At 71.8% G+C, this 22,886-nt stretch carries 21 protein-coding genes and 1 riboswitch; of the genes, 8 read left to right on the forward strand and 13 right to left on the reverse strand.

Annotated features, from left to right (window positions below):
* Positions 1 to 19: 19 nt before the first annotated feature.
* Positions 20 to 712 carry a CBS domain-containing protein gene (locus ACYF6T_RS12605; protein WP_461695968.1) on the reverse strand — a complete coding sequence of 231 codons (693 nt, stop codon included), beginning with the start codon at positions 710 to 712 and terminating at the stop codon, positions 20 to 22.
* 371 nt (positions 713 to 1,083) lie between these two features.
* On the opposite strand from ACYF6T_RS12605, the gene ftsH reads away from it, so the two are divergent.
* Positions 1,084 to 3,129 carry an ATP-dependent zinc metalloprotease FtsH gene (gene ftsH, locus ACYF6T_RS12610; RefSeq protein ID WP_461695969.1) on the forward strand — a complete coding sequence of 682 codons (2,046 nt, stop codon included), beginning with the start codon at positions 1,084 to 1,086 and terminating at the stop codon, positions 3,127 to 3,129.
* A gap of 171 nt (positions 3,130 to 3,300) precedes the next feature.
* On the forward strand, positions 3,301 to 3,606 hold the full coding sequence (gene pspAA, locus ACYF6T_RS12615; protein WP_461695971.1) for a PspA-associated protein PspAA: 306 nt from the start codon (positions 3,301 to 3,303) through the stop codon (positions 3,604 to 3,606).
* A 22-nt stretch (positions 3,607 to 3,628) separates the two neighbouring features.
* Here the strand turns inward: pspAA and ACYF6T_RS12620 are convergent, their stop codons facing one another.
* Entirely contained in the window at positions 3,629 to 4,117 is a 489-nt protein-coding gene (locus ACYF6T_RS12620) for a pyridoxamine 5'-phosphate oxidase family protein (RefSeq protein ID WP_461695973.1), read from the reverse strand.
* 250 nt (positions 4,118 to 4,367) lie between these two features.
* Entirely contained in the window at positions 4,368 to 5,639 is a 1,272-nt protein-coding gene (gene eno, locus ACYF6T_RS12625) for a phosphopyruvate hydratase (protein WP_461695974.1), read from the reverse strand.
* 436 nt (positions 5,640 to 6,075) lie between these two features.
* Here eno and ACYF6T_RS12630 point away from each other — a divergent pair, with 436 nt between their 5' ends.
* Complete coding sequence (locus ACYF6T_RS12630) at positions 6,076 to 6,900, forward strand: universal stress protein (RefSeq protein WP_461695975.1); 825 nt, start codon at positions 6,076 to 6,078, stop codon at positions 6,898 to 6,900.
* Positions 6,901 to 7,010: 110 nt separating this feature from the next.
* Here the strand turns inward: ACYF6T_RS12630 and ACYF6T_RS12635 are convergent, their stop codons facing one another.
* The gene (locus ACYF6T_RS12635; RefSeq protein ID WP_461695976.1) at positions 7,011 to 8,603 is read right to left on the reverse strand and encodes an MFS transporter; all 1,593 of its coding nucleotides are present in this window, start codon (positions 8,601 to 8,603) and stop codon (positions 7,011 to 7,013) included.
* 282 nt (positions 8,604 to 8,885) lie between these two features.
* On the opposite strand from ACYF6T_RS12635, the gene ACYF6T_RS12640 reads away from it, so the two are divergent.
* Positions 8,886 to 9,182: a hypothetical protein gene (locus tag ACYF6T_RS12640; RefSeq protein WP_461695977.1), complete on the forward strand. Its 297-nt coding sequence runs from the start codon at positions 8,886 to 8,888 to the stop codon at positions 9,180 to 9,182.
* A 34-nt stretch (positions 9,183 to 9,216) separates the two neighbouring features.
* Here the strand turns inward: ACYF6T_RS12640 and ACYF6T_RS12645 are convergent, their stop codons facing one another.
* On the reverse strand, positions 9,217 to 9,717 hold the full coding sequence (locus tag ACYF6T_RS12645) for a cupin domain-containing protein (RefSeq protein WP_461695978.1): 501 nt from the start codon (positions 9,715 to 9,717) through the stop codon (positions 9,217 to 9,219).
* 34 nt (positions 9,718 to 9,751) lie between these two features.
* Entirely contained in the window at positions 9,752 to 10,696 is a 945-nt protein-coding gene (locus ACYF6T_RS12650) for an NADP-dependent oxidoreductase (protein ID WP_461695980.1), read from the reverse strand.
* A gap of 178 nt (positions 10,697 to 10,874) precedes the next feature.
* Between ACYF6T_RS12650 and ACYF6T_RS12655 the strand changes: the two genes are divergently transcribed.
* A complete protein-coding gene (locus ACYF6T_RS12655) occupies positions 10,875 to 11,858 on the forward strand; it encodes a helix-turn-helix domain-containing protein (protein WP_461695981.1) in 984 nt (327 codons plus the stop codon).
* A gap of 294 nt (positions 11,859 to 12,152) precedes the next feature.
* Here ACYF6T_RS12655 and ACYF6T_RS12660 read toward each other — a convergent pair whose 3' ends face one another.
* On the reverse strand, positions 12,153 to 14,363 hold the full coding sequence (locus ACYF6T_RS12660; protein ID WP_461695982.1) for a 2Fe-2S iron-sulfur cluster-binding protein: 2,211 nt from the start codon (positions 14,361 to 14,363) through the stop codon (positions 12,153 to 12,155).
* Between the two features lie 173 nt (positions 14,364 to 14,536).
* Between ACYF6T_RS12660 and ACYF6T_RS12665 the strand changes: the two genes are divergently transcribed.
* From ACYF6T_RS12665 to ACYF6T_RS12675, 3 genes are read left to right on the forward strand one after another with little or no spacing between them, the layout of a single operon-like run.
* Positions 14,537 to 15,160, forward strand: a complete 624-nt coding sequence (locus tag ACYF6T_RS12665) for a TetR/AcrR family transcriptional regulator (RefSeq protein WP_461695984.1) — start codon at positions 14,537 to 14,539, stop codon at positions 15,158 to 15,160.
* A gap of 25 nt (positions 15,161 to 15,185) precedes the next feature.
* Entirely contained in the window at positions 15,186 to 15,557 is a 372-nt protein-coding gene (locus ACYF6T_RS12670) for a hypothetical protein (protein WP_461695985.1), read from the forward strand.
* Positions 15,558 to 15,594: 37 nt separating this feature from the next.
* Positions 15,595 to 16,116, forward strand: a complete 522-nt coding sequence (locus ACYF6T_RS12675; protein ID WP_461695986.1) for a GNAT family N-acetyltransferase — start codon at positions 15,595 to 15,597, stop codon at positions 16,114 to 16,116.
* 70 nt (positions 16,117 to 16,186) lie between these two features.
* On the opposite strand, the gene ACYF6T_RS12680 is transcribed toward ACYF6T_RS12675, so the two are convergent.
* The 6 genes from ACYF6T_RS12680 to ACYF6T_RS12705 form a co-directional block, all read right to left on the reverse strand.
* Positions 16,187 to 17,239 carry an LLM class flavin-dependent oxidoreductase gene (locus tag ACYF6T_RS12680; protein ID WP_461695988.1) on the reverse strand — a complete coding sequence of 351 codons (1,053 nt, stop codon included), beginning with the start codon at positions 17,237 to 17,239 and terminating at the stop codon, positions 16,187 to 16,189.
* Between the two features lie 12 nt (positions 17,240 to 17,251).
* On the reverse strand, positions 17,252 to 18,922 hold the full coding sequence (locus tag ACYF6T_RS12685) for a dipeptide ABC transporter ATP-binding protein (RefSeq protein ID WP_461695989.1): 1,671 nt from the start codon (positions 18,920 to 18,922) through the stop codon (positions 17,252 to 17,254).
* Positions 18,919 to 19,842, reverse strand: a complete 924-nt coding sequence (locus tag ACYF6T_RS12690; RefSeq protein ID WP_461695990.1) for an ABC transporter permease — start codon at positions 19,840 to 19,842, stop codon at positions 18,919 to 18,921. Before ACYF6T_RS12690 ends, ACYF6T_RS12685 begins: the two co-directional genes overlap by 4 nt.
* The gene (locus ACYF6T_RS12695; protein WP_461695991.1) at positions 19,839 to 20,798 is read right to left on the reverse strand and encodes an ABC transporter permease; all 960 of its coding nucleotides are present in this window, start codon (positions 20,796 to 20,798) and stop codon (positions 19,839 to 19,841) included. The genes ACYF6T_RS12690 and ACYF6T_RS12695 overlap by 4 nt, the downstream gene beginning before the upstream one ends.
* A 3-nt stretch (positions 20,799 to 20,801) precedes the next feature.
* A complete protein-coding gene (locus ACYF6T_RS12700) occupies positions 20,802 to 22,421 on the reverse strand; it encodes an ABC transporter substrate-binding protein (protein ID WP_461695992.1) in 1,620 nt (539 codons plus the stop codon).
* A gap of 200 nt (positions 22,422 to 22,621) precedes the next feature.
* On the reverse strand, positions 22,622 to 22,738 hold the full coding sequence (locus ACYF6T_RS12705) for a putative leader peptide (RefSeq protein WP_461695993.1): 117 nt from the start codon (positions 22,736 to 22,738) through the stop codon (positions 22,622 to 22,624).
* 34 nt (positions 22,739 to 22,772) lie between these two features.
* Positions 22,773 to 22,885: riboswitch (SAM riboswitch) on the reverse strand.
* Between the last annotated feature and the right edge of the window lies 1 nt (position 22,886).

Genomic DNA, 22,886 nt, shown 5'->3' on the forward strand with positions numbered 1-22,886 from the left:
CGGGCGGTGCCCGTGGCGCTCACCTCTCGGCTGCGGCCCTCCTTCCGGCAGGGGCCCTCCGGGAGGCGTCGAACCGGTATCCGAGGTGGGCGGAGACCGAGACCACGCCGTCGACGTTGCGGCACAGCCGCTCGATGACGGGGATCAGGCTGCTCGCCTCCACGGTGCCGGCGAGGGTCACCTTTCCCTCGCGTACCTCGGCCGTCACCTCCGAGGGCGCGAGGTGCAGCGTCCGTCGCAGGACGTCCTGGGTGATCTCGTCGCGGATGGCGTCGTCCCGGCGCAGGAACATCCGCAGCAGGTCGCTGCGGCTGACGATGCCCGTCAGCCGGTCCGCCTCGTCCAGCACGGGCAGCCGTTTGACGTTGCGCAGCGTCATGAGGCGGGCCGCCTCCACGGCGGTCCACTCCGGACGTGCGCAGACGGCCGGAGCGGACATCAGCTCCGCGGCCGTGGCACCCTCGGCCTTGGCGCGTTCCCACGCCTCCAGGTGGGGAACCGGCGTCCGGCCGGACGGGTCGGTCTGCACGGCGCACTTGCGCAGCAGGTCGGCCTCGGACACCACGCCCAGGGGGCGGTCGGTCTCGTCCACCACGGGAACCGCCGTGATGCCGTTGTCGGCCAGCAGCTCCACGATCTCCTTGAACGGCGTGTCCAGCCTGGCCCGGACGACATTGTGGGTCATCAGATCGGCAACAGTACGGTGCTGCATGTCGTCCTCCTCCCGTCACGGTGTGACAGCCGACGCGGTCACCTCTCCAGCGTGTCAGGGACCGGTGGCCGACAGGAGAGCCACTCAGGCCCCGTTCCAGGCCGGACGGCCCGCGAACAGGGCCGTTCGGTCCCTCAGCGAGGCGTTCCTGCCCTGTGGAGCCGCCGCGGCGCATGCCTGCGCCGGATGGTGGGCCGGGCAGCCCTGTGCGCGGGGACCGTGGGCCCCTGTGGCGGCGCGGTGCGCGGGGTGACAGTGAGTCGCGTACGCGGGGGGTGACAGCGAACGGGGCAGCCGCCGTCCGGTCGCGTCATGCCCCTGGAGACGCCAACGGAGGCCGTCGTGAGTGCCGGCCTTCACACGGAGACGCCATGACCAAGCAGGCTCAGCCGCCGCCTCCTGGTGACAGGCCCTCGCCGACCGCGCCGCCGCCCCCGCCGGCCTGGCGGCACGGGCTGTGGCCCCTGGCGATCGTCCTCGCCCTCGGCCTGTGGACGGTGCTGCCCGGGTTGCAGTCCGCGCAGCAGCAGAAGGTGAACCTGACGTACTCGACGTTCCTCGCCGACGTGGACGCCGGCAAGGTCAAGAGCGTCACGATCAAGTCCGACGGCCGCACAAGCGGCACGCTCGCCAACGGGCACACCTTCGCCACCGTCGTCCCGGTCCAGCTCGCCGGCGATCAGCTGCTCACCCGCCTGGAGAAGAAGAAGGTCGAGGTGACCGCCTCGCAGCCGTCCAGCACGACGTCCGTCGGCTCCCAGATCCTGTCGTGGATCGTCCTGCTGGGGCCGTTCATCGTCATCTTCTGGTTCTGGCGGCGGTTGTCGAAGGGCGGGGCCGCACAGATGACCGGGGCGCTCGGCGGGGTCGGCAAGTCCCGGGTGAAGGTGTTCGACGCCGAACGGCCCGAGACCACCTTCGCCGACGTCGCCGGGTACGAGGGCGCCAAGTCCGAGATCGCCGAAGTGGTCGACTTCCTGCGCCGGCCGGAACGTTACCGCCGCGCCGGGGCGATGGCCCCGCGGGGTGTGCTGATGGTCGGCCCGCCCGGGACCGGCAAGACGCTGCTGGCCCGCGCGGTCGCGGGCGAGGCGGAGGTGCCGTTCCTTTCGGTGGTCGGCTCCAGCTTCGTGGAGATGTTCGTCGGCGTGGGTGCCGCCCGGGTACGGGATCTGTTCGCCGAGGCGCGCAAGCGGGCACCGGCCATCGTGTTCGTCGACGAGATCGACGCGCTGGGCGGCCGCCGCGGGGCAGCGGGGTCGGTCGTCTCCAACGACGAGCGGGAGCAGACGCTCAATCAACTCCTCTCCGAAATGGACGGGTTCGAGGCCGCTGAGGGCATCGTCGTGCTGGCCGCCACCAACCGGCCCGAGGTGCTGGACCCTGCTTTGCTGCGCCCCGGTCGCTTCGACCGCCAGGTCACCATCCCGCTGCCCACGCTCGCCGAACGGGCGGCGATCCTGGCCGTGCACTGCCAGGACAAGCACCTGGGCGAGGACGTCGGCCTGGAGGTGGTCGCTCGCGGCACCCCCGGCTTCTCGGGGGCCGACCTGGCCAACCTGGCCAACGAGGCCGCCATCGGCGCCGTGCGCAACGGCCGTGAGGTGCTGGCCGCCGCCGACTTCGACACCGCCCGCGACCGCATCCTGCTCGGTCGCCGGGAGGGCTCCAACGTGCTGCTGCCCGCGGAGAAGGAGGCGGTCGCCGTGCACGAGGCGGGCCACGCACTGGTCGCAGCCCTGTCCCCGAGCGCCGATCCGGTGGCCAAGGTCACCATCCTGCCCGCCGGACAGGCCCTCGGCGTCACCGAGCAACTTCCTCTGGTCGAGCGGCATTTGTACGGCGAGGACTACCTGACCCAGACCCTCGCCGTGCGGCTCGGCGGTCGCGCCGCCGAGCTGGTGGTGCTGGGCCAGGGTTCCACGGGCGCGGCCAACGACCTCGCCGGAGCGACCGAGCTGGCGATCAAGATGGTGCGTGAGTTCGGGCTGTCGCCGGCGCTTGGGCCCGTGGGCTATCCGCAGGGCGGCTCGGTCTTCCTCGGCCACGGTGCGCCCGCCATGAGCAGCCGCCCCTTCGCCGAGGCCACCCAGGCCGCCGTCGACGCCGAGGTGGCCCGCCTGCTGCGCGAGGCCGAACAGCGTGCCACCGACCTGCTCGCCCGGCACCGCGGCCAGCTCGCGGAGTTGGCCGAGCTGCTGGTCAGGCGGGAGACGGTGGACGGCTCGGTGGTGTACGGCCTGCTGGACATGCAGCCCCCGGGCGCGCACCCCGCCGGCGAGACCATCGCACCCCGCCGTGTCTCCGTCACCAAGCAACCCGCCGCACATCGCTCCGGCCACACATCCCCCGCCACTTCGGCTCCCGTGCCCGGTCAGGACCGGCCCGGGACTCCTTCGCAGCCCGGCACGAGCTGAGGGGGCGGACCGAAGGGCCGTTCGGGGTACCGGCAGGGCCGTTGGCACCCGTGCGGAGCCGGTGACGGCGGGCCATCGTGGAGGTCGAGATCTCGGCCCGAGAAGGACGCGGAGAAGGACGCCGAGAAGGGCAAGGCGTCCGAGGGCCGGGACGTGCGAGGAGGCACCGTCGTGATCACGCGGATCCTGGGCGAGGGCCAGTACGAGGTCGCCGACGTCCACCTGGGCATGCTGGGGAAGTTGGACGCGGCGGTGCAGTCGGCCGCCGCGTGCGGCGACGGCGAGGAGTGTGTGGCCGGGGTCCAGGCCCTGCTGGACGCCGTACGCGATGTGGGAATCCCGGTGCCCGACGACGTGTGTGTGCCGTGCGACCTCATCCTGCCCGACGAAGGAACCAGTCGACGCCACATGCGCCAGTGGCGGGAACTGCTGGCGGACGGGGGCCTGATCCCGACGGGACGAGGAGGGGCGCCTTGAGGGGAGCGCTCGTCCTCGCCGCTCAGCACGGCATGTCGGGGGCGACCAGCCTGATACCGGTGACGAGGTCGGGGCGGATGCGTACGACCTGGTCCATCCGCCGGTCCGACCAGGGCAGGAGCCTCGCCTCGTAACGGGCCACCGCCTCGGGGTCCGTGACCAGGTGGCAGTAACCGGTGACCACCACACTCCAGCCGAGGTGGGTGGCCAGGTCGATGTCGTCCGCTTCGTAGGCGACCACGACGCCACCGCCGGTGTCCTGACGGGCGTGCGCGGCCAGGGCCGCGCCCCCGTGGGTGCGGATGACGACGTCGCCGTGGTCCAGGACGTGGTTGACGGGGCGGATGGCCGGCAGCGCCCTGTGGGTGAAGACCACACGGCCCAGCGAGACCGTGCCGAGCAGGCGCAGTGCCTCCTCCGGTGCGAGGTGGACGGTGCGGCGCGCGCCCGGCGCGGCCGCCGCGCGCTCCTGGGCGCGCTTGACGAACCGGCGGGCTGTCTCGTCCTTCATGGCCGGCGCCCGCTCCGGGCAGGGCCGGGGTCGTCCGGCCGGGCTTCGGTTTCAGGAAGCGGCTGGTGTGCCATCGACGGTGCCCTTCGCCCACGGCGGTACCTGTCCGCCGCACGGGACCGGGGGCCGGGGCCGCTCGCAGGTCTGCCCTCATTGGACGGCGCACCGCGCCGGCGCGCCAGGGCCGATCGGCCCTTTTCGTTCCCGAACCTGCCGGCTGCGCCGGTCGAGCGGTCCCGGCCGGACGCTGTCAGCGGCTGAGCCCGTACGCCAGTGCGGGCTGCGTCGCGGCGATCTCGATGAGCCGGTTGTACTTGGCGACGCGTTCGCCGCGGGCCGGCGCACCGGACTTGAGCTGTCCGCAGCCGGCACCGACGACGAGGTCGGCGATGAAGGCGTCCTCGGTCTCACCGGAGCGGTGGGAGACCATCTGGGCGTAGCCGGCCTCGCGGCTGACGCGGATGGCCTCCAGCGTCTCGGTGACGGTGCCGATCTGGTTGACCTTGATCAGTGAGGCGTTGGCGGCCTTCCTGGCGATCGCCTCGGCGATGATGGCGGGGTTGGTGACGAACAGGTCGTCGCCGACCAACTGGATGCGGCCGCCCAGGCGTTGGGTCAGCCGTACCCAGCCGTCCCAGTCGTCCTCGCCGAGGCCGTCCTCGATGGACCAGATGGGGAAGCGATCGGTCATCTCCTCGTAGCGGTCGATGAGTTGGTCGCTGGTCAGCGCGTCGCCCGCCACCCGGTAGCGGCCGTCGGCGGCGTCGCGGAACTCGCTGGCAGCCGGGTCCAGGGCGATGGCGACGCCGTCGCGGCCAGGCGTGTAGCCGGCGTCGGCGATCGCCTCGACGAGGAGGGCCAGTACGTCTTCGGGGCGGGCGATGTCCGGGGCGAAGCCGCCCTCGTCGCCCAGGCCGGTGGGGTGTCCCCGGTGTGCGAGGCGGGCCTTGAGCCTGGCGTAGACCTCCGCTCCGGCGCGGACCGCCTCGGGCAGGCTGGGGGCGCCGATGGGGGCGAGCATGAACTCCTGGAAGTCGAGGTCGTTGACGGCATGGGCCCCGCCGTTGACGACGTTGAAGTGCGGTACCGGCAGCAGGGGCCGAGCGCCGGACGCCTCGGCGAGGTAGCGCCACAGTTCCTGCCCGGTCGACGCGGCCTGGGCGCGGGCGGCGGCGAGCGAGACGCCGACGACGGCGTTGGCACCGAGGCGGGACTTGGTGGCGGTGCCGTCCAACTCGATCAGTACGGCGTCGACTTCGCCGAAGGTGGCGTAGGAGCGGCCGGTCAGTGCGGCGGCGATCTCGCCGTTGACGTGGGCGACCGCCTGGGTGACGCCCTGGCCGCCGTAGCGGGCGGGGTCGCCGTCGCGCAGTTCGACGGCCTCCCGGGTGCCGGTGGAGGCGCCGGAGGGGACGCCGGCGCGCACGTGCAGGCCGTCGGCGGTCTCGAGCGTGACGGCGAGGGTCGGGCGGGCGCGGGAATCGAGGATCTCGGTGGCGTGCAGGCGGGTGATGCGCAGCATGGACGTGCCTCCTGTATGGGCTGCCGTACTTTCGGCGGTGGTCTTCTACGCGTGTTCGCGGGAGGCGTCGGTCTCCGCGTACGCCCGGTCGGGGCGGCACTCCGGTGGTGCCGGTCGGGGCGATGCTCCGGTGGTGCCGGTCAGGTGGTGCGCGCCGGGCGGGCGGGGGCCTTCGTCGGCTCTCACCGACAGCGTGCGTCTGGCGCCGTTGCACGTCTTGGGCCGAACGGCCCGCCGACCGGTCGCAAGCCCACCCTCGGAGCCGCGGTGAGGGCGGCGTCGGGTGCGCGGAATGCCGGCGGTTTGGCGCCGGGGAACCGGCTGCTTCCGGGCCGTGCGTCCTGACGCGCAGTACCTGTGGCCCATACGCCGCGGGCTTGCCCTCGCGGGTGCTGGAGTGGGGAAACGGGCCGAAGCCGAGGGAGGAGGACCGGTGATGAGCGGATCATCCACGGGCCGGGTCATCGTCGGTGTGGACGACTCCCCGGCCGGACGGTGTGCCCTGCACGCCGCGGTCGCGCAGGCCAGGGAACTGGGCCGCGAGCTCGTCTCCGTGCGGGCCTACCCGGCGCCGGCCGGCGGTGGCACAGCCTGGCGGAGTGCGCCCGTATGGCGAATGCCCCGCCTGCCCCGGCCTCCGACGTCGGAGCCCCGGCACCGTCTGCGGGTTGCCTGTGAAGAGCGGGAACTGAGCGCGGTGACGCGCCTCTTCGAGCAGGCGCTGGGCGGTGTCCCCCACGACGTGCGCGTCCATCCGGTGGCGGTGGTCGGCCCGCCCGGCCCGGTGCTGGTCGCCGTGGCGCACCGGGAGGACCTGCTGGTCGTGGGCAAGCCGCACGCCCGCCGCCCGCGACGGCTGTGGCCTTGGCGCTGGTTTCGCTCCTCCACCCACCGCTACTGCGTCCGGCACGCGACCTGCCCGGTCCTGACGGTCCCCGCGCGTGAGAGGGTCCGCTGGACGGTCGACGGCCGGCGACACCCGCACCCCCCACTGGACGGTTCCGACGCCATGGGTCCGCCACTCCAGGCCGGCGCGGAGAGCCTCGCCGCCGAGACGGAGGGCGGCGGCACGAACGACTGGCCCACGCGGGCCTGTTGCTGCTCCGCACCGCCGCGGGTCCAGGTCCTCGTGCCGGTGCGCGACGGCCGCCCGGCCGACCTGTACCTGTGTGGCCGTCACTACCGTGCCTGCATCGGCCCCTTGGCGCTCGCCGACGCGACCGTCCGCTTCCGCGGCCGGTCGCCGACCGGGCACGGTTAGCGGCCGCGTCCCGGCCTCGTGCCCAACTGGCCGGGCAGGCCGAGAGGTTGTGCCGAGCCGCCGTCCCCCGTCCGGTACGCGGCAGTCACACAGGGACGGACCCCGCGCGGTCAGCCGCCTTCCCCATCGGGTGGTTCCACCGGCACCGGGTCCTCGGCGGGCGGCCGGGAGGGCAGGGCGACGAAGGCCAGTGCGGCACCGGCCGCCGCGACCGCGGCACCGACGGACAGACCGAGCCCCATGCCGCTGACGAACGCCGAACGGGCCAGCGCCGCGAGCAGCCGGCCGGACGTGCCGCCCACCCGCTGGGCGAGTTCCAGCGCCCCTCCGAGCGAGCCGAGCACACTGTCCGACACACCGTGCGGCAGACGGTACGGCGCCAGCGGCGGGCCCATGCGGTCCTGGTAACGGGTCGTCAGCAGACTGCCGATCACGGCGACCCCGAGCGCACCGCCCAACTGCACGGAGACACCGTTGGACGCCGAACCCACGCCCGTGTCGCCCGGGGGCAGCGTGCCCATCAGCGAATCCAGCGCGGCCGGAACCACCAGCCCGGCGCCCAGTCCGAGCAACAGCATGCCGGCGAGCACGTCCCCGTACGTCGACGACACGTCCGCGCGGGAGAGCTGCCACAACCCGCCCGCGACCACCAGCAGACCCGTTCCGACGACCGCCTTCGTGCCCGCCGCACGCACCAGCAGGGGCGACATCGGGGCGACCACCGCCAACAGACCGGCCACCGGCAGGATGCGGACCCCTGTGGCCAGGGCCGAGTAGCCGAGGCCGAACTGGAGGTACTGGGTGAGCACGAACAGCGCCCCGAACAGTCCGAACATCGCCAGGGCGACGGAGGACGTGGCGAAGGAGAAGCGGCGGTTGCCGAAGAGCGCGAGACGCAGCATGGGATGGGACGTGGCCCGCTCCCACAGCGCGAAGCACACCAGCACGACCGCCCCGGCCCCGCCCGCGCCGAGCACGAGCCCCGACGACCAGCCGCGTACCGGCGCCTCGATGATCGCCCACAGCAGCAGACCGAGGCCCGCGATCGACAGCACCGAGCCGGCCGGATCGGGGCGCAGCGCGGCCGTGTTACGGGACTCCGGCACCAGCAGCCGCGCGCACACGAGTCCGGCCAGCGCGAAGGGGATGTTGACCCAGAAGACCGAGCCCCACCAGAAGTGCTCCAGCAGCAGCCCGCCGGCCACCGGTCCGATGGCGATGCCCAGCCCGCTGGTCGCGGCCCAGACACCGATCGCACGCCGCCGTTCGCCGGGGTCCCGGAAGACGTCGGTGATGATCGACAGGGTGGCCGGCATCATCATCGCGGCACCGACGCCCATCCCGGCGCGCGCCGCTATCAGCAGGCCCACCGAGCCGGAGTAGGCCGCCCATGCCGAGGCCGCCCCGAACACCGCGAGTCCGGCCGTGAAGACCCGCCTGCGCCCGAAGCGGTCGGCACTGCTGCCCGCCACCAGCATCAGCCCCGCGAACGCCAGCGCGTACGCGTCGACGATCCACTGCAACTGGGTGGTCGTCGCCCCGAGTTCCTTCACCAGGGTGGGCAGGGCCACGTTGAGGATGGTGTTGTCCAGGGTCACGATCAGCAGCGACACACAGAGCACCACGAGGGCGGTCCAACGGCTCCTCGCCGCACCGGACTTGGGTGCCGGAGCCGCCTGCGGCGTCTCACGCACGTTGGTCATGACTCCATCGAGGCCCCTCGCCCACCGCCGCGGCCAGGTGCCGAACGTCCCGCCCTCGGACCGGTCGGCGGGTTCGCGGGTGCGTCGCGACGGCCACAACCGTCGGTCAATAGCCGGGGCGTGGGCGTGAGTTGCTTCGGCGGCTGTTCGGCCCGGGCGTAGGGGTCTGTCGGCCCCTACGCGGCACCGGCGGCCCCGGACAGCATGGAGGAACGATGTTCGAGCGCGCCACGGCGGACCGTGGAACGCTCTTGGGCGACCACGTCCGGAGGTGAGGGGCCGATGACGGTTCACGACGAGTTGGTGCACGCCCGGCACGCTCTCGACGACCTGGTCCGAGCGGTGGACCGACTCCAGATCCGCCTGGGGAACGGCCTGGACGTCCGCCGGACCCGAGCGGACGCCGACCACCTGCGAGAGGACCTCGACCTCTTGCGGCAGAGCGCGGCGGGCCTGGAGTCGACCCCGCAATCCGCGCGGTCGCAGATCGTCTTCATCCCCCGCACACCGTACGACCCGTCGATGTGGGCCGGTTGCGAGGACGAAGGCATCGGCGCGCGCCACGGCCCCGAACGGTGACGATCCCCCTTGGTGGGCTGGCGCGCCTCGCCCGTTACAGGAACTCGCTGCGGTACGTCGGCGCCAACTCGGCCGCGCGGCGGCGGCGTTCCGCCAGCTCCTCCTCCGTCAGCCGCGGCGGCGGGGCGTCCATGCCCGCGACGGCGTCACCGATGCGCAGGAAGTACTCGTCCTGGCCGGCGGGGGTGCACATGCACAGCATGCGGGCGGGTGCGCCCGAGACGTTGCGGAAGTTGTGCGGCGCGTTGGCCGGGATGTTGATCGTGGAGCCGGCCCGTACGGTGTGCTTCTCGCCGCGGAAGGTGAACTCGAGCTCGCCCTCGGTGATCGTGAACATCTCCTCGAAGTCGTGGCGGTGCGGGGGAGGGCCACCCCCGTCCGGCACGCGCATGTCGATCAGGCAGTACCGGCCGTTGGTCTGCTCGCCGGTGATCAACATGGCGTAGGTGTTGCCCACCAGCGAGATGTACGTCGTGTCGGGGTCGTCGGCGTTCGCCACGGTCAGCGAGCGGGACGGATCGTCGTCGGGGATCATCGCGGTCGTCTCCTCAAAGGTCGGTCAGGCGGGGTCACTCACCGGGCGCGACGACGACCTTGCCGCCGGGCAGGGCGCCCGCGGCGGCGTCGGCGTGCAGGGCCGGCAGCTCGGCCAGCGGCACCCGCCGGGCGACCTCGACGCGCAGCTCACCCCGGTCGACCAGCGCCACCAGGTGCGCCAACTGCTCCGCGTCACTGCGGACGAACAGGTCGATGCCGCGTACACCGCGCTCCTCGTCGCCGGGTGCGGGCATCCACACCGTGGTGTTCACCAGGACACCGCCGGGGCGGATCAGGCCGAGGAGGGCGGCCAGTTGAGCCGGTTCGACCGGCGCGAGATTGAGCACGACGTCGACCGGCCGGTCCACCTCCGCGACGACGTCGGCGACCGTGTGGTCGATGACCTCGTCGGCGCCCGCCGCCGTGACGCGCCCGCTGCTGCGCGGACTGGCCGTGGCGATCACGTGAGCGTCGGCCTGTCTGGCCAACTGCACGGCGAAGTCGCCGACCGCGCCACCCGCACCGTTGATCAGCACGCGCTGCCCGGAGACCAACTCGGCGTGCTCGAACAGCGCCTGCCACGCGGTCAGACCCACCAGCGGCAGCGCGGCCGCGTCGGACAGCGCGACGCTCTTGGGCGCCGGCGTCAGGATCTCGGCCGGTGCCAGGACGTACTCGGCCGCCGCACCGGCTCCCGTCATCGGCAGGAAGCCGACGACCTGGTCACCGGTCTGGATGCCGGTCACGCCCTCACCGAGCGCGTCGACCGTGCCGGCGACGTCGATGCCGGGGGTGTGCGGCAGCGTCACGGGGATCGGTCCCTGCATGAAGCCGGCACGGATGTTGGCGTCGACCGGGTTGAACGACGTCGCCGCGACACGGACGCGCACCTGCCCGGCACCGGGTGCCGGCTGCTCCACATCCTCGTAGCGCAGGACGTCGGGGTCGCCGAACTCATGGAAACGCACTGCCTTCATGGATCTTCTGCCTTCTGCCTCGTGCCTGGTCTTTCTGTCCTGCGCCTTCGCCCGGTAGACCGCGGTCACCGCGGGGGTCTAAGCGCAGTTCAGCGTAGGAACGCACGTTCGCCTAAGGCGTGTACCGTTGCGACACCGGATGGGATCCCGGCGACATCTTCATCGGCGCGGAGGACACATGACGAGCAGGCCGCGTTTTCTGGGTCCGGGCGGGAAGACGGGCACGTTCACCGTCGACGCCGACTCCACCGGCACCGGTCGGCAGACATGGGAGCCGTTCGTCGACACCTGGAACGACCGGATGGGAGACCTGTACCCGCTGCCGGAATTCAGCGCGTCCACGGTCGACGGCTTCCAGGGGACGATGCGCTCGGTGGCCCTGCAGGACACGGCCGTCAACGAGCTGTGGGCGTCCTCACCCGTGAGCACCCAGGCGGTCGGGACGTACCAGCACGACCAGGTCAGGCTGTACGTCGGGCTGCGCGGGGCGGTGGCCCTGCAGGACCCGCACGATCAGGGCGGCGACGCCACCGTCTCGGCCGGCACCTACTTCATGCACCACGTCGTGGCGGAGAACCACTTCCACACGACACCCCTGATCGGCACGCGCATCTTCATCTTCCCGGGCGACGCCATACGGCCCCTGGTCGCCGGCAGACCGCGCACCGGCCCGGCCACCTCACCCGCGGCGCAGATCCTCATGGCACACACGAGCGTGGTACAGCAAACCCTGGGCGGCCTCAGCCCGGCGGGCGCCCACGCGTCCCGCAACGCCCTTCTCGAACTGGCCAAGGGGCTCGTCCTCGACCACTTCGACGACCGCGAGCCCGCCTTCACCCCGGCGCTGGCGCAAGCGGCCAGGGACCTGGCCGACGCCCGGCTCACCGATGCCGAACTGTCACCGGCCACGGTCGCCGCTCACCTGCACGTCTCGGTGCGTACCCTGCAGCGGGCCTTCGAGGCTCTGGAGGAGTCGTTCAGCGGCTACATCCGACGCCGGCGCCTGGAGGAGGCGGCCGCGGCGATCACCGCTCCCGCGTCACGCCTCAGCGTCTCCGAGGCCGCCGCGCTCTGGCACTTCACCGACAGCAGCCACTTCATCCGCGCTTTCAAGAAGCAATACGGTACGACACCGGCGCAGTTCGCGCGCGGACGAAGGTGACCACCCCGACGCGGTGGGGCCGTTGGACGAGGGCCTCACCGTGTAGGGGTCGAGGTCGCGGGAGGTGCTTTTCGAGGCTGGCCAGCAGTCCGTCGGCGGTCGGGCTCGGGAGGCGGTACGGGAGGGGGGGTGACGTCGACCTTGGTCGCGTCCAGCAGCATGCCGGCGAAGTGCGCCGCCCGTGATGTCACTGATCACGGTGAGCCCTTGGCTGTCGTGAACGTGTTGTGCGTGCTTGCGGCAGGACTCCGACGAATATCCGTCCGTGTCCGGACGGTGGCGTCTCCGGGCTGTTCAGCAGTCGGCGATGTCGAGGGTCACCTTCGACAGCGGGTGGGTGACGCACGTCAGCACGCAGCCATCGCTCTTCTGCTGTGGCGTAAGGCAGTTGGGCTCGTTGTGGGTGACCTGCCCGCCGCGCAGTCGTACCGCGCACTGGCCGCAGCTTCCGACGGTGCAGGAGTACGGCATGGGCAACCCCGCGGCCAGGCCCGCGTCGAGCAGCGTCTGGCCGGGCTCGACCACCACGGTGGCGACGGGGTGTCCGTTCTCCTCGACCGCCATCTCCTGCACCGCGGTCGGCGCGCCTTCGGTGTCCGCGGCGCTGATGTACCGCTCGTCGTGGACCTGTGCGTCGGGGACGGCGAGCCCGGTCAGGACGGTACGGACGGTGTCCGTCAGCGGTTGGGGACCGCAGATGTAGTAGTGGGCGTCCGGGGCGGGGGACAGGGCGGTGATCCAGCGCCGTACGCCGTCGGCGTCGAGCCGGCCGTCGCGGCGGGTCAGGACGTGGGTGAGCGAGAGGCGGTCGGGGTGTTCCTCTGCGAGCCGGGCCAGTTCGTCACCGAAGATGATCTCGTCCGCGCTGCGGCTGCTGTACAGCAGTGCGATGCGGTCGTGGTCCTGGCGTACGGCGAGCCGGGTGCGGATCATGCTCATCAGCGGAGTCACACCGCTGCCCGCCGCGACGAGCACGATCTCGCGCGGGTGCTGCGGCCCGGCGTGGAAGGATCCCGAGGGGCCGTGGAGTGCGAGGCGGTCTCCGGCGCGCAGGGTGCGGTGCACGTGGGTGGAGAACCGGCCGCCCTCGACCTGCTTGACGGTGACCTCCAGCCGGCACGACCCGGGCGCCGACGAGGCGGAGTAGGCCCGCCGCACCGGATGTCCGTCGATGTCGGTGACGAGCGTGAAGAACTGGCCGGGCCGGAAGTCGAACGGTTGGGGGCTTTCGGCGGCGTCCTCCAGTACGAGGGTCACCGTGCTCGGTGTCTCCCTGCGCACCTCGGCGATGCGGACCTGCCGCAGCCGCCCGCGCGTGGCACCGGCGTGAGGGTCAGTGCCGGCGCCGGGGCCCGGCCGGCCGCTGCGTCGGCCTCGTGTGCCGGCCGTGGCGTCGGCGGCGTCCGCGTAGCCTTCCTTGCGCAGGCCCGAGCGGTAGGCGCGGTTCATCACCAGCCGCATCAGCCGGGTCACGCCCGGCACCGCTCCGAGGACCTTCAGCAGCCCTGCGGGTGAAGGGCCGCCGGTTGGGGCCGAGTCGGCGGCGAGGTGTGCTGCCGCCACCGCCATGAGGTCCGGTACCGCGCCGCGGTCGAGGTGCGCCGCCGGGCTCCACAGCCGCGCCCGCGTCACCGCGTCGTTTCCGGTGATCTCGGCGTCCTCGACGTCGATGAGCAGGGCCAGGTGCGGGGGCATTCCGCGCAGCGCCATCGTCTCCAGCAGCGCCGGGTCGTCCGTGATCGCGCCGCGGCCGCGGACGTGCAGCACGCCGTGGCGCCCGGGGACGAGCGCGGCGAACGACAGCCGGTCGTCGCGCAGCAGGTTGTGGAGCGTGTCGGCGCGCCTGTTGCCCTTGCGGTCGGGGACGGCGAGGGTACGGCCGTCGAGGATCCGTGCCACCGTCTGCCGGTCCCCGCGCGGGCTGGTGTCACTGCCGCCGCGGGAGTCCCAGGTGGACAGGGCCAGAAACGGTGCCGCGGCCAGGAACGCGGCGACACCGGGCCGGGTCAGCGGCCCGTCGCCCGTGATGTCGTCGGCCGCAGGTCCGGCGGCGGGGGTGGGGGGCTGCCACAGGCGCGAGCGCAGCACGGCCTGGGCGCAGTGTACGTACGCCTCCTGGACGTCGACGGTTGTCGTGGCGCCCTTGCGCCCCGCGACCACGCCGTTGACGCGCAGGATCTCGCCGACGCCCGGCAGCAGGAAGAAGAACGAGACCGGCCCGTGTGCCTCGCCCGGCTCGGGCAGCGGGAACGAGATCCGCGTGGGCGACAGGATGCGGGCGAATCCCGGTGTGCCGCCGATGAAGGTCGTCCTGCTGGTGCCGTCGGCGTCCCGGTAGCCGAAGGCGGCGACGGGACACCTGGCGAGGACGGTACGGCATCCTTCGTCGAGGGCGCTGACCTGCTTGCGCAGGATCATCGGCGCCGGGCGGCCGATGGCGGTCTCGACCTCGTCCGCCGTCGTCAACCGGTGCAAGGTGGCGCTCAGGGGGTTTGCTTGCTGCACGAGAATTCCCTCTCGAAGCCGAGGACCGACAGGACGGCGGGCACCCCGGGGTCGTCGCTGGACAGCAGTCCTTCCGCTGCGGGCAGATCGTTGTTTCCGCAGCTCACAGCAGTATTCTGAGCAATAGTTCAGTTCTTGGCTACTCGCTTTCCGAGCCTCGGGAGGACCCCCGGATGCCGTCGGCCGACCGCCGTCTTCAGCCACGTCGCAAGCCCCGCCAGGTGCGTGCCGAGCTCACCCGCGAGCGCATCCTGACCGCGGCTGCTCACGTTTTCGCCGAGCACGGCTACGCCGCCGGCACCACCAACCGCATCGCTGAGCGCGCCCGCATCTCCATCGGCTCGCTCTACCAGTACTTCCCGAACAAGGACGCCATCCTGGCGGAGCTGCTGGTACGGCACATCGACCGCGGTACGTGGACGCAGGCCGATGTTCTCGATCTGTCGCCCGGAAGCCTGGAGGCGACCGTGCGGGCCCTGGTCCGCGACGCGATCGACAACCACCGCGACGATCCGCAGCTGCTGCGCATCATGATCGAGGAGGCGCCGCTGTCGCAGGAGTTGCTCGACACGATCGACCGCCACGGCCGTAACCGGGTCCGTCAGGTGCGCGACCTCCTCGCCCGGCATCCCGACGTCCGCGTAGGCGACCTCGACACCGCGGCCGAGTTGATCGTGTTCACGGTGGAGACGAACACCCACAAGCTCATGGCCGATCCCCAGACCATCCCGGTCGAGACGTTCGAGAAGGAACTGGTGGACATGGTCACCCGCTACCTGCGGGGCACGCCATACTGACAAGCGTGTTCGGAAGGGGAACGGCATGATCACGGGCTGCGTCATCGCGGAAAGCCTTCGCTCGGGCTCCGTACTGGAGCTGACGGGGCTTCGGGTGTGCAAGGTCACGCGCATGGACGTCTCCACGTCGGCACAAGGAAGCCAGCCGCCGGTATGGACGGTGCTGGAGTTCGAAAGCGACGCGGCGGACGATGCGCCCCTGGCAAAGGCGTTGGCGGACAGCCTGTCCAACGAGGGTGGCTGGTACGCGGATTACCGTTGCGGCGATGAACGAGTCGTGGTCTTCGCGGGCCGCGTGTTCCGCTACTCAGGAGCAGACGACATCCGCAGAGCCGAGGCGGTGGCCTACGGCCTGTCGGTGGGGGTGCCGGAACACCAACTGGACTGGGAAGACTAGTCAGGCCGTCACCGACGGCCTGGCATAGCCTGGTTGGGTGATCGAGACTGAACGGCTCTCGCTGCGGCCTCTCCGGGTGGAGGACGTCGACGCGTTCGTCGCCCTTCATGCCGACGGACGGGTGAACCGATTCGTGGGCGCCTATTCGCACCAGCAGGCCTTGGAACGGCTGGCCTCCGTGGAACAGCAGTGGGCGGAGCGTGGTCACGGGCTGTGTGCCGTCGAACTGCGCTCCACCGGTGAGTTCATCGGCCGGGTGGGCTTGAACTACTGGGAGAACTACGACGAGGTGGAGCTCGGCTGGACTCTCAAGGCCGAAGCATGGGGGCACGGTTATGCCACCGAGGCAGCCCGCGCATGTCTGGACTGGGGCTTCGAGACTCTGGACGAGCCCTACTTCATCTCCTTGATCCGCCCCGGGAACACCGCTTCCGTGCGCGTGGCGCAACGGCTTGGGTTCACCACAGTGCGTGAGGACGAACTCTTCGGGGAGCCGGTGACGGTGTACTCGCTGGGCAGGTCGGCTTCGGCGGTTGCTGATCGGAGTTCGGCGACTTAGGTACCGTACGACCCGCCTGTCGGTTCGCGGGTGTGTACCCGTAACCGTGCGGCCGGTTTCGGGTAGCGGGTCAGCGGATCGTCGCCTCCTGGGCCGGCGCGGAGGCGGGGTGCCAGCCCAGCTCCGGTGCTATCAGGTGCCGTACGTCGTGGAGGATCTGTTCGTACTCCTCCCGGTGGAACTCGTACGGCAGCTCCAGGCGCAGTTCCGACACCTGCGCGAGGACGGGATCGGCGGCCAGCTGGTCGAGGATCTGCTCGGCGGTGCCCACTACGTCGGGGGCGAACAGGGTGCGTTTGGGGCCCTGGGGTGCCAGGGTCCGTTCGTGGCGGGCGGCCGCGTAGGCGCGGTAGCGGGCACGACCGGTGGCGTCGGCGCTGTCGAAGGGCACGATGACCCGGCCCAAAGCCACCCGCGCCGGACGGTCGGTGCCCTTGGCGGACAGCGTGCGCCGGTACTCGGTCAGCAGGTTCAGCTGGGCCGTGGTGAAGTCGTCGGTGTCCTCGCCGGAGACGATGTTGCCCGACAGCAGGCTCAGGCCGTGCTCGGCGGCCCAGCGGACCGAGCGCAGGCTGCCGCCGCCGTACCAGATGCGGTGTGCCAGCTCGGGGTTGTGCGGTTGCAGGCGGGGGCGCTGGACGTTGCCCGGTGAGTGGATGACCGTGTCCGGGCCGCCGAGGTAGTCGCCGCGCAGGTTGTCCAGGACGCGGGCGATTCTGCCGTACGAGAGGTCGAAGCCGCGCCAGTCGCCGTCGTACACGAGGTCGCCGAGCAGGTCGGCGTGCGGCATGCCGGTGCTGAAGCCGATCTGGAGCCGCCCTCGGGACAGGACGTCGGCCAGCGCCAGGTCCTCGGCGAGGCGGAAGGGGTTCTCGTAGCCGATCGGGATGACCGCGGTGCCCAGTTCGATCCGTTCGGTGCGCTGGCCGGCCGCGGCGAGGAACACGGCGGCCGAGCCGACCCCGTGTTCGAGGTGGCGCTGTCTGATCCAGGCACCGTCGAAGCCCAACCGTTCGGCGTACTCGAAGAGTTGGAGGGTCTCCTCCAGGCCGGTGTAGGGGTCGTCGTCGGCGAAGTTGCCGGGGGTGAGCAGGGCCAGGGAGGTGATGGTGGGAGGGTTCATGTGTGGCTGGCCTCAGCTGTTCGTGGGCTCGGGGGAGGGGACGCGACCGCCGGGGATCGCCGCGAGCAGCTCGCGGGTGTATGCGTGGCGGGGGTGGGTGAAGAGCTCCTGCGGCGGGCCCGTCTCGACGATCCGGCCGGAGCGCATGACGGCGACCTGGTGCGCGATCTGGCGTACGACGGCCAGATCGTGGGAGATGAAGAGGTACGCCACGCCCGTGTCGGCCTGCAACTCGGCCAGCAGGTCCAGGACTTGGGCCTGCACGGACACGTCGAGCGCGGAGACCGGCTCGTCGCACACCACCAGGTCGGGGGAGAGGGCCAGGGCGCGGGCGATCGCCACGCGCTGGCGCTGACCGCCCGACAGCTCCGCGGGCCGTCGCTCCAGTGTGGCGGCGGGCAGGGCCACCCGGTCGAGCAGTTCGCGGGCCCGGGCGAGCCGGGAGGCGCGGTCGCCGACCTTGAAGGCGCGCAGCGGCTCGGTGATCACCTCGGCGATGGAGAAGCGCGGGTCGAGGGAGGCGTAGGGGTTCTGGTAGACGAGCTGGGCGCGGCGGCGCAGCGCTCTGGCCTGGGCGCCCCGGGCGGTGGTGACGTCGGTGCCGTCGAACAGGATCTGTCCGGCGGTCGCGTCGGCGAGGCGGAGCACCAGGCGGGCGGTGGTCGACTTGCCCGAGCCCGACTCGCCGACCAGGGCGAGGGTGCGGCCGCGGTGGAGGGTGAAACTGACGTCGTCGACGGCGCGCAAGGTGCGGGGTCCGTCGCCGGCGCGGGGCAGCCTGAACTCCTTGACCAGGTGGCGGACTTCGACGAGGGGCGCCGTCGGTGTCCCGGGGGTGGAGACCGGGGTGCGGGGCGAGGTGGACGTCAGGTGGGGGGCGCTGGCCAGCAGGTGCCGGGTGTAGTCGTGCTGCGGGTCGGCCAGGACGTCACGGGTGGGGCCCGACTCGACGACCCTGCCCTGGGACATGACCACCAGCCGCTGGGCCCGGTCGGCGGCGACCCCGAGGTCGTGGGTGACGAGCAGGACCGCGGTGCCAGACTCCTCCGTCAGGCGCTGGAGATGGTCGAGGATGACCCGCTGGACGGTGACGTCGAGCGCGCTGGTCGGCTCGTCCGCGATGATCAGCTCGGGCCGCGCGGCGATGGCGATGGCGATCAGGGCGCGTTGCCGCATGCCGCCGGACAGTTCGTGCGGGTACTGCCGGGCCCGTACGCCCGCGTCGGGCAGCCCGGCCCGGTCCAGGACGGCGACCGCCTCGGCGGGAGCCGACCGGCGACTGGCCAGACCGTGGATGCGCAGTACCTCGGCGACCTGCTCGCCGATCCGCTTGACCGGGTTGAGGGAGACCGTCGGGTCCTGCGGGACCAGCCCGATCCGCGCGCCGCGTACGGTGCGCAGCTCCGCCTCGGACAAGGCGGCCAGGTCGTGCCGGCCGAAGCGGATGGCGCCCGCGTCGATGCGGCCGTTCGCCGGCAGCAGGCGTGTGACGGCGTGGGCGGTCGTGCTCTTGCCGGAGCCGGACTCGCCGACCACGGCCGTCACCTGTCCCGGCCACACGTCGAGGTCGACGCCCCGGACGGCCTCGACCGTGCCGGCCCGGGTGCGGTACGACACCGACAGGCCGCGTATCTCAAGCAGGGGTGTGGTCACGTCCTCACCGTTCTCGGGTTCGTCGGTCATGGCTGCCGGGACCATTCGCCGTCCAGTGCCCGGGCGATGCGGTTGGTGGCCAGCACGGTCGCGGCGATCGCCAGTCCGGGCAGTGCGGTCAGCCACCAGGCGTTGGCGAGGTAGTTGCGGCCGTCGGAGATCAACGTGCCCCACTCCGGGGCCGGCGGGGGAGCGCCGTAGCCGAGGAAGCTCAGCGCCGACACGGCCAGGATGGAGGAGCCGAAGTCGAGGGTGGCCAGCACGATCACCGGGCCCGCCGCGCCCGGCAGCACGTGCCGGCCCAGCACCGAGTACCAGCGTGCCCCGCTCGCGCGCGAGGCCTCGACGAACACCGCCTGCCGCACCCGCAGCACCTCAGAGCGCGCCACCCGGGCGAACCCGGCGACGCTGGCGATGCCGACCGCGACCGCCACTTTCACCGTGCCGTAGCCCAGCGCGGTGACCAGGGCGAGGGACATGAACAGCGCGGGGATCGACAGCAGTACGTCGACGAGGCGCATCAGCACGTCGTCCACCCAGCGGCCCACGAACCCGGCGACCACGCCGAGCAGTCCGCCGACCACGAAGGCGACCACCACCGCGATCAGCGTGGCCTTGAGGGAGAGTTGGGCGCCGTGGACGACCCGCGAGAACAGGTCGCGGCCCAGTTCGTCGGTGCCGAACCAGTGACTGGCGCTGGGAGCGCGGAAGTTCTGCGACGGGACGCCCTTCAGCGGGTCCTGCGAGGTGAACAGGCCGGGCCGGAACGAGGCCAGCACCACCAGGACGAGGACGACGACCGAGAGCACCAGACCCGGGCGGCGCACCACGAACCGCAGCAGGCGCCGTCCGTCCACGCGCCGTCCCGGCTCCGGTCCCGCGTCCGTTCCGACCGGGCGGGCCAGTCCCAGGGCCGCCTCGGCCGGGTCGTCGACGAGGCCGTGGCTCATGCGAGGACCGCCCTTCTGCCGGAGGTCACCACGATCCGCGGGTCCAGCAGCGGATAGATCAGGTCGATGACCAGGTTCGTCGTCACGAAGATCAGCGCACCGAACGCCACCACCCCCTGGACCAGCGGGATGTCCTGGGCCGTGACCGCCGCCGCGGTGACGCGGCCGAGGCCGTCGCGGGAGAACACCGTCTCCACGACCACCGAACCGGCGATGAGCTGTCCCACCAGCAGGCCGACGACCGTCAGCGCGGGCAGGGACGCGTTGCGCAGGGCGTGGCGCAGATGGACCCGCCACCGGCCGGCGCCCTTGGCCCGCGCGGTCTCCACGTACGCCTGGTCCAGGGCGGTGAGCAGGCTCTTGGCGAGCACCTGGGCGATCTGCGCGCCGGTCGGCACCGCCAGCGTCACGGCCGGCAGCACCAGCCCCTCGATGCCGTCGTTGCCGAACGCGGGGAACCAGTGCAGCCGGAAGGAGAACGTCTCGACGAGCAGCAGGCCCACCCAGAACGTCGGGACGGACACCCCCAGCGGCGGCAGCGACAGCAGCAGCTGGCGCAGCCAGCGCCGCGTGGTGCAGGTCGCCAGCACCGCCAGACCACCGCCGGCGACCACCGCGAGCAGCAGGGCCGCCCCGGTCAACTGCAGGGTCTGCGGCAGCGCGGCGGACAGGGTGGAGGTGACCGGGCGGCCGGTGGACACCGAGTCGCCGAAGTCGCCGCGCACCGCGCGCCCCAGGTACTCCGCGTACTGCACCAGCACCGGCTGGTCGAAGCCGTACTCGTGCCGCAGGGCGGCGATCTGCCGCGGGTCGACCTGCCCCGAGTCCATCCCGGCACCGGCCATGGCCGTGACCGGGTCGCCCGGCAGGTAGTCCAGCACCAGGAACGAGACCGTGTACGCGGCCCACAGCACGCCGGCCGCCTGCGCGAGCCGTTTGATCACATAGCGGCGCATGGGTTAGCCGATCCACGTGTCGTGCAGCTGGAGCCGGCTGGAGGCGTCGAAGGTCAGCTGGTGCACCTTCTTCGACACGCCCAGTTGGGTCTGGAGCTCCACGACCGGCACGTAGTTGGCGTTGTGCACGATCAACTGCTGTGCCTGGCCGACGAGTTGCTTGCGCCTGGCGGTGTCCGTGGTCGCGGCCTGTGCGGCGAGGGCCGTGTCCAGGCCGGTGGCCGGCAGGTGGTAGAAGTTGGCCAGCTTCGTGGAGAAGGAGCTGCGCAGGATGTCCGGGTCGGCCCGGGTGACGTTGGTCCACACCGCGTCGTAGTCGCCGGACTGCAGTGTCGGGGTGAGCTGGGTGAGCTGGAGCTGCTTGAGGGTCACCTGGACGCCGACGGCCTTGAGTTGCTGCTGGATCAGCTCCAACGCGGGCTGGTTGGTGGCGGCGTTGGGGACCCAGTCGATGGACAGGGTGAGCTTCTTGCCGTCCTTGGCGCGGATGCCGTCACTGCCGGTCTTCCAACCGGCCGCGTCCAGGAGCGACGTGGCCTTGGCCGCGTCCGTCGCCAGGTCCGGGGCGAGGCTGGTGTAGTCGGGCGTGGTGTGGGCGAGGACGCTGGTCGCCGGCTGGGTGCCGGTGGGGAACACGGTGTCCGCGATCTGCTGCCGGTCGACGGCGTACAGGAGCGCCTGGCGCACGCGTGTGTCCTTCAGGGCCGGGCGTGCGTTGTTGAGGCCGAGGCCGAAGACGACGCCGGGGTTGGCCCGTCGCTGGAGGGTGACCTGGCCGCCCTTGAGGGCCGCCTCGTTGGCCCTGCCGACGCTGCTGACCGCGTCCACCTGCCCGGACTGGAGACTGCCCGTGCGTACACCGGCCTCCGGGACGACCTTGAACACCAGCTTGTCCAGGTACGCCTCGCCCTTCTTCGTCCACAGCGAGGAACCCCAGGCGTACCCGGTGCGCTTGGCGAGGGTGAGCGACTGGTTCTGCACGTACTGCGTCAGGACGAAGGGCCCGGAGCCGATCACGCCCTCGCTGCACTTCTGCTGCGGTGTCCTCTTGACGCTGGCCGCGGACTCGATGCCCAGTGAGTGCGTCGAAGTGGCCTGCAGGAACTGGGCGTTGGGCTGTTTGAAGGTGACCTTGACGGTGAGCGGGCCGATCACCGTGGTGCTCTCGACGCCGCTGAGATAGCCCTGGGCGAGGGTGCCGAGCGCGCCGAGTCGGGGCACCGCGTCGAAGTTGTCCTTGACCACCTGGGCGGTCAGCTTCGAGCCGTCGCTGAAGGTGACGTCCGGGCGCAGGTGGAAGGTGAACGTCGTGGCGTCGGAGCTGATGTCCCAGCTCTTCGCCAGCCACGGCACGATCTTGCCGGTTCTGGGGTCCTGGTCCGTCAGGGAGTCCACGATCTGGCGCACCGAGTAGATGGTCTCGTTGCTGCCGACCTGCTGCGGATCCACGCAGCCGGAGTCCGAGCCCACCGCGAAGGTCAGGGTGCCGCCGGACGTGGGCTGTCCGGTGCCGCCGCCCGTGCCGCCGCCGCCCGATCCGCAGGCGGTCAGCAGGACGCTGGTGGTCACGAGGGCGGCCAGTGCCGCCCACCGAGAGGTTCTGACAGGGGGGAGTGCAGTCACGGAGGGCTTCTCCTACTCGTGTCACCGGGCACGGTAGTCGTACGGGACATGGCCGTGCGCGGACGTGCGGCTTCGTTCGGCGCGCGAGGGCGACGCCGGGGAGGCGCGGTGCAGACAGGGATCAGGGCAGAGCGAGGGTCAGGCGCGGCCGGACGCGGCGAGGACGGGTGCCGTACCGCTGCCGGCGGTGGGAAGGCCCGTCAGGCCCGACAGAGACAGCTGGTCGAGCGCTTGAGGTCGATGTGGCGCCGACGCGAGAGGCGGGAGAACACGGTGGTGCCCGCGAAACGGGCGCTGAGGTCACCACCGTGCCGCATGTCGGTCCTCCACCTGTCCGGCCCCGGTCACGGGGCCACGCGCTTGCGGGATCGTCGGTGATTCCGCCGGGCTTTCACCTGGAGCACCCCACCGCGGGGGAGGGTTGCCGGTCAGCGAGCCAGGGCTTGACGCTGACACTCGATGCCG

It is taken from the genome of Streptomyces sp. 7R007, assembly GCF_054850255.1.